At 49.8% G+C, this 11,979-nt stretch carries 14 protein-coding genes; 8 read left to right on the plus strand and 6 right to left on the minus strand.

From position 1 onward, the window contains the following. Nucleotides 1–1,001 precede the first annotated feature (1,001 nt). The 4 genes from EUZ85_RS18150 (at nucleotide 1,002) to EUZ85_RS18160 (ending at nucleotide 2,985) form a co-directional block, all read left to right on the plus strand. Complete coding sequence (locus tag EUZ85_RS18150) at nucleotides 1,002–1,865, plus strand: transcriptional regulator (RefSeq protein WP_241566802.1); 864 nt, start codon at nucleotides 1,002–1,004, stop codon at nucleotides 1,863–1,865. A 440-nt stretch (nucleotides 1,866–2,305) separates the two neighbouring features. Then, nucleotides 2,306–2,599: a hypothetical protein gene (locus EUZ85_RS18155; RefSeq protein WP_127970618.1), complete on the plus strand. Its 294-nt coding sequence runs from the start codon at nucleotides 2,306–2,308 to the stop codon at nucleotides 2,597–2,599. Continuing rightward, on the plus strand, nucleotides 2,529–2,741 hold the full coding sequence (locus EUZ85_RS32030) for a hypothetical protein (protein WP_164887286.1): 213 nt from the start codon (nucleotides 2,529–2,531) through the stop codon (nucleotides 2,739–2,741). The genes EUZ85_RS18155 and EUZ85_RS32030 overlap by 71 nt, the downstream gene beginning before the upstream one ends. After that, nucleotides 2,734–2,985 (plus strand): hypothetical protein, encoded by a 252-nt coding sequence (locus tag EUZ85_RS18160; protein ID WP_127970619.1) that lies wholly within the window; start codon nucleotides 2,734–2,736, stop codon nucleotides 2,983–2,985. Before EUZ85_RS32030 ends, EUZ85_RS18160 begins: the two co-directional genes overlap by 8 nt. Before the next feature lie 420 nt (nucleotides 2,986–3,405). Here the strand turns inward: EUZ85_RS18160 and EUZ85_RS18165 are convergent, their stop codons facing one another. The 6 genes from EUZ85_RS18165 to EUZ85_RS18190 all read right to left on the minus strand — a co-directional run bounded on the left by EUZ85_RS18165 (nucleotide 3,406) and on the right by EUZ85_RS18190 (nucleotide 7,015). Beyond that, complete coding sequence (locus EUZ85_RS18165) at nucleotides 3,406–4,038, minus strand: hypothetical protein (RefSeq protein WP_127970620.1); 633 nt, start codon at nucleotides 4,036–4,038, stop codon at nucleotides 3,406–3,408. A gap of 73 nt (nucleotides 4,039–4,111) precedes the next feature. Next, nucleotides 4,112–4,774 carry a hypothetical protein gene (locus tag EUZ85_RS18170; RefSeq protein ID WP_127970621.1) on the minus strand — a complete coding sequence of 221 codons (663 nt, stop codon included), beginning with the start codon at nucleotides 4,772–4,774 and terminating at the stop codon, nucleotides 4,112–4,114. Nucleotides 4,775–5,082: 308 nt separating this feature from the next. After that, on the minus strand, nucleotides 5,083–5,547 hold the full coding sequence (locus EUZ85_RS18175) for a hypothetical protein (RefSeq protein ID WP_127970622.1): 465 nt from the start codon (nucleotides 5,545–5,547) through the stop codon (nucleotides 5,083–5,085). 86 nt (nucleotides 5,548–5,633) lie between these two features. Continuing rightward, on the minus strand, nucleotides 5,634–6,014 hold the full coding sequence (locus EUZ85_RS18180) for a hypothetical protein (protein WP_127970623.1): 381 nt from the start codon (nucleotides 6,012–6,014) through the stop codon (nucleotides 5,634–5,636). Nucleotides 6,015–6,103: 89 nt separating this feature from the next. Further along, a complete protein-coding gene (locus EUZ85_RS18185) occupies nucleotides 6,104–6,505 on the minus strand; it encodes a hypothetical protein (protein WP_127970624.1) in 402 nt (133 codons plus the stop codon). 48 nt (nucleotides 6,506–6,553) lie between these two features. Further along, nucleotides 6,554–7,015, minus strand: coding sequence for a hypothetical protein (locus EUZ85_RS18190; protein WP_127970625.1), 462 nt, complete (start codon nucleotides 7,013–7,015; stop codon nucleotides 6,554–6,556). A 319-nt stretch (nucleotides 7,016–7,334) separates the two neighbouring features. Between EUZ85_RS18190 and EUZ85_RS18195 the strand changes: the two genes are divergently transcribed. The 4 genes from EUZ85_RS18195 to EUZ85_RS18210 all read left to right on the plus strand — a co-directional run bounded on the left by EUZ85_RS18195 (nucleotide 7,335) and on the right by EUZ85_RS18210 (nucleotide 11,960). Next, the gene (locus tag EUZ85_RS18195; protein WP_127970626.1) at nucleotides 7,335–8,951 is read left to right on the plus strand and encodes a peptide ABC transporter substrate-binding protein; all 1,617 of its coding nucleotides are present in this window, start codon (nucleotides 7,335–7,337) and stop codon (nucleotides 8,949–8,951) included. 86 nt (nucleotides 8,952–9,037) lie between these two features. Further along, nucleotides 9,038–9,958, plus strand: coding sequence for an oligopeptide ABC transporter permease OppB (oppB, locus tag EUZ85_RS18200; protein ID WP_127970627.1), 921 nt, complete (start codon nucleotides 9,038–9,040; stop codon nucleotides 9,956–9,958). Nucleotides 9,959–9,967: 9 nt separating this feature from the next. Next, complete coding sequence (locus EUZ85_RS18205; RefSeq protein WP_127970628.1) at nucleotides 9,968–10,900, plus strand: ABC transporter permease subunit; 933 nt, start codon at nucleotides 9,968–9,970, stop codon at nucleotides 10,898–10,900. A gap of 70 nt (nucleotides 10,901–10,970) precedes the next feature. Beyond that, nucleotides 10,971–11,960, plus strand: coding sequence for an ABC transporter ATP-binding protein (locus EUZ85_RS18210; protein WP_127970629.1), 990 nt, complete (start codon nucleotides 10,971–10,973; stop codon nucleotides 11,958–11,960). The last annotated feature ends 19 nt before the right edge of the window (nucleotides 11,961–11,979 follow it).

The following is an 11,979-nucleotide window of genomic DNA, read 5'->3' on the forward strand; positions in this document are numbered from 1 at the left end:
GAACAACTAGCGACAATGCAACACCAGAGGAAACAGCATGCAGTCGCCGTCCCTCTCAGAAGCGGTGGAAATGTTTGAATGGCCCGCGCCATCCGCGTAAAACAAGCCAAAAGCCGCCCAGAATATATCTAGACACTTGTTTTTGTTAGCTTATTTTTTGAGATTAAATTGCGGGCGGACGAGTGCGTCCTGGCGAAAGTCGGAAAAGTACATCCATCACTTATTTACTCCTCGCGGGGAAACCCCAGCTTGCTACCCTTCTAGTCACAACATTGATTTGAGACTGCATGCAAAAAAAGAAACTATGCTTTCCTTTAATTACATACATCTGGAGACATGCTTATTCTGCTATGTCTTCAGAGATAGATTCATGAATTTAACATTAAAAAATGTTAGGAAGCGGATACATCAATGCGCTCTTTTAGCGCTACAACACACCCTCTGCAATCTATGTCACAGCCGTCAATATACAGCCAGCTTCCACAGACCATTTGCAACCAATTGTTCACAAATGGCCAACTCACGTTAGCGCATTATTTAAAACAGTTCAACCGGTAAAGAACAAGGTTATTAATACTTGGGAACGTTTACTTAAATTGATCTTATATTAATTTGATTTGGCGCATTCTTTTAATTTTTATCTTTGTCAACCGTAGAAAATAACGTTGCGCAGTATGAATTTGCTACTAATAACGGATTACCTATAAATGTAGTAGATCTATTTATAATCAATCTTAAAAATTAGTTAATAAATACACGCCATTCAAGTCACGACATTACCTCATCTTTTCAACGCTCAAGCGCCACGGCCCCATTACCTGACAGAAACGTAACCTCACCGGCGTCCGCATTTTGGATCGTCTGTAAGTTCAGCGCAGGGCAGTAAAGAAGAGGGGGCAAAGCGCCATAACCGTCTCGTTGTGAAGTGTTGGCGACTGCAGTCGTAATTGGGGGTGTGGAGTCTGGCGGGCTTTCGATAATGGCCCTGGGCTTACGCTTTTTTGCTAGCACCGAATTACGAAGACGTCTGGTATGATCCGAAGGAGTTAAACGCCTCTTGGGCGAGCATCCCAACAACAAAAATCACGGAGTCTGGCGAGATGCATATCGGGCCGAAGTTTTTACTTGCCGCCATTAGAAGAAGAATTAAAGACGAGGGGCTGAGTTACGGCTACTTGTCAGAGAAGACCGGCATTCCGCTGTCAAGCATCAAGCGCCACCTGCATAACCCGTCTCTGGGACTGGATAAGATCCTGATGTATGTCGGCTACCTCAATACCGACCTGGTGGAGCTGACCAAGCTCGCCAATAAGCTGCAGCACGAGAACGAGCTGTTTATTTCCGACAAACAGAGCGAGTTGTTTCTGGAGCACCCCTATCTGCTCGACTTCATCAATATGGTGACTTCTCATAATATGACGCCGGAAGCTGTGGCGGAGAAACATGGGCTCAGCGAGACCAGTCTGCGCTTTTACCTGCGCATCGCCGAGATCCTCGGCTACATCGATGACTTTGGCGACGGCTCCTTTTATCAGTCAGGACGTCGCTATCTGCTGGAGGAAGGCTCCGCCCTGGACAGCCTGTTTCGACGCCGCTTCCAGGAAGAATCCCTGTCCCATCCCGTTCACCCCGGCGTCTGCGTCGGCCGCATCAGAATGACGGAAGCCCAGAGAGTCCAACTCGAAGACGACCTTTACGACAAACTCATCGAACTCAACGCCGTCAACTCCTCCAACGACGAAGGCGAACCCACCAACGTACTCATGCGCTGCACCCCAGGCAAACTAACCCAGTTTTCCGACGGCCTGCCGGATATAGACGGGCAATTGCTGAAGTATGTGTCGGAGATGTTTGCTAAGGCTTAGGGGGATTGGGCGTGATCGCGCAGGGAGGGTGCGGGTATTTTGCCAACGCACCAGATTTTAAAAAGAATACGTAGGGGCGTTTTACAAGAACAGTTAGCTGAATCCTGTTATTTTCTGGCATGTTGAACGACACAGAAAAAAGGGCGTACCCAGTACAGAAACGGAACCTTTCGAGGCAGCATACGTTCTCTCAATTATAGCTATTTACACACTTTGAGAGACGACGCTTCGGCCTTCAACTTAGCAGACATAGAGCTTTGTGAAACTTAAGCCAATAGGCTGATTTAAAGGCAGTCAAGTGTGGTTTACGATCTTCAAACCGTGTGCTGAATTTAGTTGAGGAAGCTTATGTTGAAGAAATTTCATGAGCCATGATAAAGTCAGCCATTCAATAATCCCTCAAGCTTTTGACTACATTTTATTTGGAGTAAGACTCTATTATGGAAGAACATTTACTGAGAGATAGCAAAACAACTGAAAGCTTTTTTATTGAGATCGGAGATTTCGATAGAATATACAAATCAGACAAAGAGCTAGTTCTATTTTTGTGGCGCGCATTTAGAACAGACGAACACGCCACAAACCCCTTGTATCCAGACTTTGAGAAAAGGGAGCTAAGAGATGGAAAATTCAGACGCGCTGATGTAACCATCAAGCAATTAAATGGGGAAAAATTGGGCTTACTTGGAAATACCGGCGGGGACAGATATTCCCGAAGGCATTTTGATCGTTAGAGATGATTATAACGAAAGATTTGAAGCAACCCACTACTCTATCGTTCCAAACAGAGCAATGTCGGTTAGTACCTTTAAGAATCTACTGGACGAACTCTATACAAACATCCAGAAGAAAAAGAGAAAGATGAGCAATGGCTGATATTGATAATGATAATGATAATGATAATGATAATGATACTTTAATGGTTTCACTGCAAGCTGTCTTTGAAAGCATAAATAGATTTGAAGCTTTGCTGGAGTCAGAAACGCTCAGCGACCCGGAAAATATTACAGAATTACTCATGTCATACGATGAAGCCTTCAAAGTTCTCTCCAGTGTTTACAAAGAACAGCTGGCAAAAGGGGCGGATCTGCCGCCCTATGAAGCAATCGTGAAGAGATAATTTATCAAAAGTGTAAACTGAACGAATTATCCATTTTTATGTATAGTCTGCTAGGCGCTGCCTCTTACTTCGATTTAAGAGGTTCGCCTTTTTCACGCTCTTTATTGAGGAGCACCGCCACCAATGCCGGAATCGGTATTGGAATTAGATCATCCGCCATCTGTCACCTACCATTTTTAGCTATTTAGCCCTCCACTCGCTGGCCTCCAATTATTTTATGTCTCTGGTCACTACCCCCCGTGTTGGGGATGACGGCCATTTGAAACCGAATAGTTGGAGGAGGAGCTAGCCAGTTCCGACCTATACTCGTTATCGGTTCTGCTACCAACTGGTTTTATTTTCAAGTATTAATATCTTCCGGTGTACACCTTCGAAAATAGGAGAATCATAAATTAATCAAAGAGTGCATATCTTAAGTCGCTATGCTTCTGGACTTGCTTCGTCACTGTCAGAGAACCATCCCATTGGCCTAAAATCAGTAAAAGTGCGGACCTGAATTTCATCAGCCATGATAGAAAAAACATACTTTTCAAACTCGATAAAATCAGGTTTTGGTGCAGCATCATAGGTAAGCCGCCCCATTTTATTCCATTCCGCCAACACAGTAGGATTCTCGTAGGGACATGGCTCCCTACCCTTTTCCAGACCAAATATTCTAATTTTAGTGTAATCTTCTTTGTCGCATATCACATATGAAAAATGAAGCTCATTGGGCGATATAGCTTTTGGCATTATTATCCCCATACAAATCACATTCTTCGCTACACGCTTTACGAGCTCAAGTCCATCATCAGGCATCCGGTCGCTTGGCGGAAGTTTTTCTCCTATGTTATTCCATGCATTACGTAACTTCTGTTGTCCATCTTCAAGTAAAAAGTTTGAAATAAAAGGTTCTGGATGACCTAGAACCATCATTGGAAGAGTGAACTTACCAAACTCATAGTGGTGTTTTCTAGGCTTTTCCTGTTCATTCGCTTGACCTTCTTTATTAATATTAGAAGTGTCATCCTTGTCTGGGCCTTTACTTTTCTTTCCAAATAATTTCTTAAACATTAACAACTTCCTCTAAGAAGTATTGATAGGATACATACGATTAACCAAGGGGCTATGTTTCTTGGCTTTATTATTAGGAGACAAAACCCCCACTTTCAACCAAAGCATCCACTTTACAACTTGGGCATTTTTTCAGCTCATCTTCAAAATGGAATTGAATTACCCCTATAGCGCCACAGTCCATACATTGCGTGGCCTCCAAGTCAAGGCGCCCCTGCTCTCCCGATTTGCAGGAATATGGCGCCTCATGCGCCTCGTCATCAGCGTCCTGCATACCCACATATAGAAGCGAATCAAACTTCTTCAGGATATCCCTTGCTTTGGGTTTTCCGAAATAAGGATTCTTAACCCTGGACAACACAACTACTCTCGCCTCAATTCCTTCCGCTAGCAGGCTCGAAGCTATACGATCAGGGTCGCCATACTTGTCGACGAATATAAATGGCATATCATTAAGCTTATTCTTTGCTTCATGAAGGCTTAGCCCATACCATTGCCTAATAAGCTTTATTAGTTTTATCTTTGACTCTTGGGCATAACCAACTATCTCAACCCCTTTCTCTTCAAAGTACTCAGGGCCGCGATATTCATTTCCATAAAATATTGAATACTGGACGCCACATCCCAAGCAAACTGCGCACACGCCACCATCGTAATCCTCGTATGGAGTGAAACCATGGTAGCCACCAACCTTAAATGTCAGGTTGCAAGATTGGCAATCGTATTGTACTGGCATATGTTGACTCTAATAATTAAACCTAGGGGCCTCTGAATAACCACCCACGGTCAAAAGTTCGTTCTGAATGCTCATTTATTCGCGATTAACTCCGCTTTTTCGCCAACTTCTTCCTTGTTCTGGCAGTTTTCAAAGGCTCCCCAGCTCAGCATAGTGGCGTGAGCGCCATCGCAAGGCAATTAGGTTTGTATGAGTTACAACTTTACAATTAGGGTAGTAAACGGACTTGGCGAGGCATTCAGCAGCATTTCTTCGTCTGTCCAGCCGAGACGGGCCCGAAGCAAGATCCTGCGCGCTACTCCGTGGCCTTATGCCCCCAATTCTCCTAGCCATATTTTCTCTATATATCCAGGCTCTTTAATCTCTTTGATCTGCTGAACCAACCCTGACACGCCAAGGTTTGAAAGCGACTCAGGCAAGTCCTTTACAAGAAAATCGAAAACCTTTGACCAATCGCCTTCGGTATCAATTCTTGAGTGCTCGAAGCGCAATAGTTGTGACTGGTATTTTAACTTTTCGCCAAAGCTATTCAGCGTTAATTTAAATGGATACTCCATGGGGTCGTCGTGGTATTTCCCCTTCGGCCTTTCCATATAGTCAAAGCTGATTGGTCTTGCGCAAATTACAAAAGCCTTTGTCCCTGCTTGCTGAAACCGTCCGCTTAGCCCTATGAACCCTATCACCCACTCACCAGCGTACCCAAAAGCACTTGCTGTCCCTAGCTGTTCGAATCCCGACTTTTTGAGCTTTTCTATTAATTCGGCATGATTCATAACTGAATGTGAAAATCTCCAACACTGTACAAGTAGTCATTGATGCAGCGAAAGTTGACCCACGTGATTTCGTAATTTACGCGGACTCACTGGTCTGCCCAAAACACCAGCCTGACTTCGCTGTCTGGCAAGGCGCCTGGGAACAGGGTTAAGTCGATAGCAGGGCAGCGGCTATTTGCGTCTTCTTGTAAATGCTTTAGTTCCGACATTAACAACCATGACGGCCGGTTTGCATCCTGCCAGTACTCTTTTATGAAGCTCAACATCTCAGCGCTGAGGTCAGCAGGGAAACCCCTTTCACCCGATAATTCGTAAATGTCTGCGTATGCGCTCTTGCCCCACCACCACGGAGCGACGTTCTTCGGAACCGGCTTCCCCTCATACTCCTCATCTTCAACGAGGTTATCCGCAATGTTCCACTCCCCGTTGTGATTAATTTCAATGAAGGCGAATACGCATGCGCCCATAAATCCCCGTATATCCAACGTTTACTGAACTGAAGCTAACCCCGAAATTTAACGCCAGCTGCAGACAGCATGAAAAACAAAAGTTTACTTTAAGGCTTTGTTATACGACGAGGCCTGAAAACAGCAAAATACCAAAACACAACGGCTGACACAGCGCCAACGAAGCTACAGAAAAGCGCCTGGGTCAATAAGGAAGGCTCAGCATCCTGACCGAAAGGCTTTAGCCAGTATACAAACACAAAACCAGGAAGAAGCGCGGGCGCGATATACCAAATCAGCTTGTCTTTCCCCAGTTTGTTTAGATGAAAATGGCCGGGAATCGCCCAGATTACCAGAACCACTAGCGCCACCAATGTGGCCACGCCAGCAATTACGGCGGAAATTCGGAAATCAGAGAACTCATTATTAATGGAGTCAATCACTGCTGTGAGAAATACCAGCAAAAATACCGTGAGCAGCATGGCTAAGCTGGCTATTAGTGTGTTCTTCATAATATGTACGCAGTATTTACAATAGAGCGGAGCCGCAAGGTAAGACCCTTAGTAGCCTCTATTCTCTTTCAACAACCTGGTCAAAGCATCAATATCTGCCGAAGGAAATGACCTTTGCCACCTTTTATCAAGTTCTTCTGCGCTGTGCATCCCTTGAAGTCTACGCAAGCCCCTCCAAAACGGGAGGCAGATCTCTTCGTAGGTTCCTTCGGCTGCGTAAATAGTCTCAGATTTGTCCATTCTTCGATGGTCAGGATAACCGACTATATTGAGGTGAACTTTTTCGTTCTCTTTTTTGAAGTTAAACTCGTATTCATATGGTTCAGTATTAAAAGTGGCTTTCTTTTGCACAGGCCACTGCTGGGACTTCATGTCAAACAGGGCGTCAACCAGCTCTGAAAATGAGTCGTAAGGGGTATGGGAAAAACCTTCATGGATTTGGTTCTTTCCATTTGCTTCAAGCCGAAAATTCACCCAGCCATGCTCAATATTCTCGAAGTAAACTTTCAATGGCGGCCACCTAACGTTTTGACTAGCTATTCAACCACACCAATCCCAACTCCCCAACCGCTTTTTCGCCCGACTTCAACACTCTGCAACAACACAAAATCCAGATTGAGCCGATGACAGGGCGCTGTTTCTTGAGACGAAACTCAAGCTTCTAATGTTTCAAAAATCGACTCGTCATCCTCCAGCCAGTCTCACTTTCTGAGACCGGCAAGCTCTGATTCTGATCCTTCATATTGAGGACTTCAAAGGGTGTTGAGAACGAATTGTATACAATATACATTCCCTCGTTGCATAACGAAAATAATACGACGAGGTAGTCATGAAGATAAGCAAACTACTGATGCTGGGCGCTATTTCTCTGATAAGCAGCGTGTGTACGGTAAGCGCAGTGGCGAAGCCCTACCCTCCAGGAACTCAACTCGCAGCCCGACAGGAAATCACGTTGAACAATGGCGGCGAGGTCACGTCTGTCGATCCCGCCAAGTATGCGGCGGAGCCCGCTTTTAATCTGGGTCGCGATCTGTTTGAAGGGCTCGCGATTCAGGACAAGACCGGTAAAACCATTCCCGGAGTGGCGGAGAGCTGGTCGGTCAATGACGACAACACCGTCTACACATTCAAATTACGCCACTCCCAGTGGTCAAACGGCGATCCGGTGACCGCTCACGACTTTGTTTATAGCTGGCGCCGCCTGCTCGATCCCAAAACCGCCTCGCCCTACGCCTGGTTCGCCGCCATGCCGAAAATCAAGAACTCGGCGCAGATTATGAAAGGCGAAGCGGACCCCGCCACCCTGGGCGTGCGCGCGGTGGATGATTACACCTTTGAAGTCACCCTGGAGCAATCCGTTCCTTTCTTTCTCAAGCTTATCACCCATCCGGTATTGGTCCCTCTGCATGAGTCTACCGTTGAGAAATACGGCGCCGCGTGGACGCAGCCGGCGAATATCGTCACCAACGGCGCCTTTACCGTGTCAGAGTGGAAAGTGAACGAAAAAATGGTGCTGAAGAAAAATCCTCATTACTGGGATGCGGATAATGTGGTGCTGGAAAAAATCACCTGGCTGCCCATCGGCGACGCCAATGTGGCCCTGAACCGCTATCTGGCCGGCGAGATCGATCAGGCGCTGTCCATTCCTTCCGCACAGAAGAAACAACTGCTCAAGAAGTTCCCTGATGAAGTGGCCAACACCAGCGCCTCACTGGGTTCCGTTTACTACTATATGAACACCGTCGCCGGCCCCACTAAGGACGTGCGCGTGCGCACCGCGCTGTCCTACGCCGTTGATCGCGACATCATGACCAAGGCGATTCTGAATAACGGCGGCGTGCCTATGTACACCCTGGTGCCGCCGCAGACTGACGGCTACAAGCCTTACACCCCCGAATACGCCACCTGGACGCAAAAGCAACGCAACGAAAAAGCCAAACAACTGCTGACGGAAGCAGGCTATGGGAAAGACAAGCCACTGAAACTGACCTTCACCGTACCCACTTTCTCCAATGACGTGAAGATCGCCACCGCTATGGCGGGGATGTGGAAGAGCGTGCTGGGCGTGCAGGTGGAGATCAAACAACTGGAGCCGAAGGTGTTCTACGCCTTGAAAGACACCGGCGACATTCACCGCGGCGGCTGGGTCGCCGATTACAATGAAGCCTCCTCCTGGCTGGACGTTTTCGTCTCCTCCGGCGAATTCAACGACTCCAAATACAGCAACCCGCGCTACGATCAACTGATGCAATCCTCCAAGGTATTAAGCGATCCCTCCAAGGAATACCGTGAGGCGGAGACCCTGTTGATCAACGATATGGCGATCATCCCGGTGTATCGCTACGGCAATGATCAATACCTGATCAAGCCCTATATCGGCGGCTATGAACGCACCAATCCGGAAGCCTCTTACTACCGCAAAAACGTGTATGTGAAAGCCCATTAAAGTGGGCGATCTCTTGGCCTGGATGTCGGAAGTACAGAGCCGGCGCCTCCAGGCCTTTTTTTTAACGGATTCCTGAGAGCGTCATTATGTTGTTATACATTCTGCGTCGCCTGCTGATCGCCATTCCGACGCTGCTGTTCATCGCCCTGGTGTCGTTCTGGCTGATGCACGTCGCGCCCGGCGGCCCCTTCGACATGGAGCGCCCCATGCCGGAAATCGTGCGCGCCAATATCGAAGCCAAGTATCACCTGAACGAGCCGTTTTTCACCCAGTTTTTCATCTATATTCGCGACTTCGTACAAGGCGATCTGGGACCCAGTTTTGTGTATCAGGACTTCACCGTGACGCAACTGGTGGGCCAGTCCTGGCCGGTGTCGGCGACGCTGGGCGTGTTGTCCTTCTGTATTTCCGTGCCGGTGGGCATGCTGCTGGGAACTCTGGCGGCGTTCAATCGCAACAGCAAGCTCGACTACTTTCTGATGTCATTGTCCATGACCGGGGTGGTAATTCCCGCCTTTGTACTGGCGCCGGTGCTGGTCACTATCTTCGCCATTCAGCTGGACTGGCTGCCCGCCGGCGGCTGGGAAGGCGGCAAAGCGGCCTTTCTGATTCTGCCCGTATTGAGCCTCGCTATCGGTTCCGTCGCCAGCATCGCCCGGGTCATGCGCGGCGCCATGATTGAGACGCTGAACCAGCCTTATATCCGCACCGCCATCGCCAAAGGCCTCTCCACACCCTATCTGCTGTTTCATCACGCCTTGCGGCCCTCGTTGATTCCCGTGGTGGCGATGCTGGGTCCCGCGTTTGTCGCGGTGGTTACCGGATCAGTGATTATCGACATCTTCTTCGGCACCGGCGGCATGGGACAGCACTTTGTCTCCGGCGCGCTGAACCGGGACTACGGACTGGTAATGGGCATCACCCTGATCGTGGCCTCGCTGACCATCTTTTTCAATCTGGTGGTGGACCTGCTGTACACCGTCATCGACCCGCGCATTCGCATTTAGGAGGCCGTCGTGCTGACAACCAGAAAACTCGATCCGCAATGGTTCTCCGATCAAGTCACCGCCCCTGTTGAAGCGGTGGCGGGACGCAGTCTGTGGCAGGACGCCTGGATGCGTTTCCGCAAGAACCGCGCCGCCATGGCGTCGGTGTACGTGTTGCTGTTTATCGTCGTTTGTATCGTCATCGGGCCCCATGTCGCGCCTTTCAGCCACGATGAAATCGACTGGAACGTGGTGGCCGATCCCTACGAGCTGGGCAAACCCTCCCTGGAAACCGGACATTATTTCGGCACCGACGATCTGGGCCAGGATCTGTTCGCCCGCACCATGCAGGGCGGTCGCCTGTCCATCATGGTGGGTTTTATGGGCGCCCTCGTGGCCGTTGTGATCGGCACCGTCTGGGGCGCTATTTCCGGTTATGTGGGCGGGCTGGTGGACAGCGTCATGATGCGGGTCATCGAAGTGCTGGATTCAGTGCCGTTCATGTTCATGGTGATCCTGTTCGTCACCCTGTTCGGCAACAATATCTATCTCATATTTATCGTCATCGGCATGGTGTCCTGGCTCAACATCGCCCGCGTGGTGCGCGGCGTCACCTTCAGCATCAAGCGGCGCGAGTTTATCGAAGCGGCGCACTCCATCGGCGTGTCCAAACTCACCATCGTGCGTCGTCATGTGCTGCCCAACGTGCTGGGCATTGTGATGGTGTATTCCTCGCTGATGGTTCCGGGCTTCATTATGTTTGAATCCTTCCTGAGTTTTCTGGGACTGGGCGTGCAGCCGCCGGACACCAGTTGGGGAATTCTCATCGCCGAAGGGGCGAAAACCATTGATGTGGCGCTATGGCTGCTGATGTTTCCGTCTCTGTTTCTGGTCGCCACCCTGTTCTGTTTCAACTTCATCGGCGACGGCCTGCGCGACGCCCTTGATCCGAAGGACCGTTAACTCTCATGCGCCCCGGACCTCTCATGCATCTAATAAAAAAGCAATCATCCAGTAAGCGCCAGGAGCTCTCATGACCATATTGTCCATCGAAAACATGAATGTTCGCTTCGAAACGCCGGACGGACTGGTGCAGGCGGTCAGCGATCTTTCCTTCACCGTGCGCGCCGGCGAAACCCTCGGCATTGTCGGGGAGTCAGGCTCAGGCAAGAGCCAGTCGGTGTTCGCCTTGATGGGACTCACCGCCGATAACGGCCGGGTGTCCGGCGTGGCCAACTTTCATGGCGAAAACCTGCTGGCCATGAGCAAACGACAACTCAACCGCATTCGCGCGGAGAAAATCGGCATGATCTTTCAGGACCCGATGACCTCTCTGCATCCCTTCCTGAAAATCGACAAGCAGCTCACCGAAGTGCTGATGATTCATAAGGGTATGAGCAAAGCGGCGGCGCGGGCGGAATCCATCCGTATGCTGGACGCGGTGCGTATTCCCTCCCCGCAGGCGCGCATGGGACAGTATCCTCACGAGCTGTCCGGCGGCATGCGTCAGCGCATCATGATCGCCATGGCGCTGCTGTGTCGTCCAGAACTGTTGATCGCCGACGAACCCACCACCGCTCTGGACGTGACCGTGCAGGCGCAGATTCTGTCGTTGTTGTGGGAGCTGCAGGGGGAATTCAATACCGCCATTCTGCTGATCACTCACGATATGGGCGTGGTCGCGGAAATGTGCGACCGGGTGCTGGTGATGTACGGCGGCCGCAAGATGGAAGAGGCGGACACGGAAACCCTGTTCGAGCGTCCGGCCCACCCCTACACTCAGGGCCTGCTGAAAGCGATTCCGTCGATCACCGAAGATATGCCGCGCCTGCCCACCATTCCCGGCAACCCGCCCAACGCGTTGATCAACAGCAAAGGTTGTCCGTTCCGGGAGCGCTGCAGCTTGCAAAAACCGACCTGCGAGGCCGCCCTTCCGCCCCTGACGCGACTCGGCGCCACGCAACTGGCCGCCTGTCACGCACTGGCGCAGACCAAAACCACGCCACTGGCGCGCACCGCCTGACGCCATCGACACAGGATCT

The organism is Hahella sp. KA22, assembly GCF_004135205.1.
In the GTDB taxonomy this organism is placed as follows: domain Bacteria; phylum Pseudomonadota; class Gammaproteobacteria; order Pseudomonadales; family Oleiphilaceae; genus Hahella.

Bases quoted from the DNA above. Each gene is read 5' to 3' on its own strand.
- EUZ85_RS18155 (WP_127970618.1), top strand. From the start codon at position 2,306: ATGGAAGAACATTTACTGAGAGATAGCAAAACAACTGAAAGCTTTTTT.
- EUZ85_RS32030 (WP_164887286.1), top strand. From the start codon at position 2,529: ATGGGGAAAAATTGGGCTTACTTGGAAATACCGGCGGGGACAGATATT.
- EUZ85_RS18160 (WP_127970619.1), top strand. From the start codon at position 2,734: ATGGCTGATATTGATAATGATAATGATAATGATAATGATAATGATACT.
- EUZ85_RS18165 (WP_127970620.1), bottom strand. From the start codon at position 4,038: ATGTTTAAGAAATTATTTGGAAAGAAAAGTAAAGGCCCAGACAAGGAT.
- EUZ85_RS18170 (WP_127970621.1), bottom strand. From the start codon at position 4,774: ATGCCAGTACAATACGATTGCCAATCTTGCAACCTGACATTTAAGGTT.
- EUZ85_RS18175 (WP_127970622.1), bottom strand. From the start codon at position 5,547: ATGAATCATGCCGAATTAATAGAAAAGCTCAAAAAGTCGGGATTCGAA.
- EUZ85_RS18180 (WP_127970623.1), bottom strand. From the start codon at position 6,014: ATGGGCGCATGCGTATTCGCCTTCATTGAAATTAATCACAACGGGGAG.
- EUZ85_RS18185 (WP_127970624.1), bottom strand. From the start codon at position 6,505: ATGAAGAACACACTAATAGCCAGCTTAGCCATGCTGCTCACGGTATTT.
- EUZ85_RS18195 (WP_127970626.1), top strand. From the start codon at position 7,335: ATGAAGATAAGCAAACTACTGATGCTGGGCGCTATTTCTCTGATAAGC.
- oppB (WP_127970627.1), top strand. From the start codon at position 9,038: ATGTTGTTATACATTCTGCGTCGCCTGCTGATCGCCATTCCGACGCTG.
- EUZ85_RS18210 (WP_127970629.1), top strand. From the start codon at position 10,971: ATGACCATATTGTCCATCGAAAACATGAATGTTCGCTTCGAAACGCCG.